1 protein-coding gene is annotated in these 853 nt (G+C 45.3%); it reads left to right on the forward strand.

Annotated elements, in window-relative coordinates; genetic code table 11:
- The coding region (locus A3729_RS25250) for an insulinase family protein (RefSeq protein ID WP_197476077.1) at positions 1-853 on the forward strand (853 nt) is incomplete at both ends.

The following is an 853-nucleotide window of genomic DNA, read 5'->3' on the forward strand; positions in this document are numbered from 1 at the left end:
CAAGGGTGTTGTTTATAATGAAATGAAGGGAGCGATGAGCTCACCGGTTAGTCAACTATGGCAGACATTAACGCGCCATTTGTATCCGACTACTACCTATCACTTTAATAGTGGTGGAGATCCTGAGCATATCACCGGTTTAAGTTATGATGACTTAAAAGGCTTTTACAAAAAGCACTATCATCCAAGTAATGCTGTGTTTCTGACCTTTGGCGATATTCCAGCTTATGAGCACCATTGTCACTTTCAGGGTTACGCTTTATCCAGATTCTCTAAAGAAGATCACCGAATCAGAATCAACGATGAGCAACGCTATTGTGCACCGATTCGGATTCAGGAAAATTACCCCGTTGAAAAAGATGAGCCGACCGAACATAAGACGCACATTGTTGTCTCATGGTTGTTAGGTTACAGCTTTGATTTGGAACAAAACCTCGAAGCACATCTATTGGCTGATGTGTTGTTTGAGAACAGTGCTGCACCATTGCAGCGAGCATTAGAGGCTTCAAAGCTAGGGCATGCGCCATCACCCTTGTGTGGTTTGGAAGACTCTAACCGAGAAATGGCTTTTGCGTGTGGTTTAGAGGGAAGTGAACCGGGTAAAGAGGAAGAGCTAGAAGCAGAAATCTTCGCTGTGTTAGAGAAAGTTGCCCAAGAAGGTGTTGCTAAAGAACGTTTGGATGCGGTATTGCATCAGCTTGAGTTAAGTCAGCGAGAAATTGCGGGAGACAGTTACCCTTACGGTTTGCAGTTGATACTCGGCGCATTGCCTTCGATGTTGCACGGTGGCGACCCGGTCGCATTGCTAGACCTTGAGCCGGTGATTGAAAAGTTAAGAGAGCGCGTTAAAGAC

Source organism: Oleiphilus sp. HI0043, assembly GCF_001634935.1.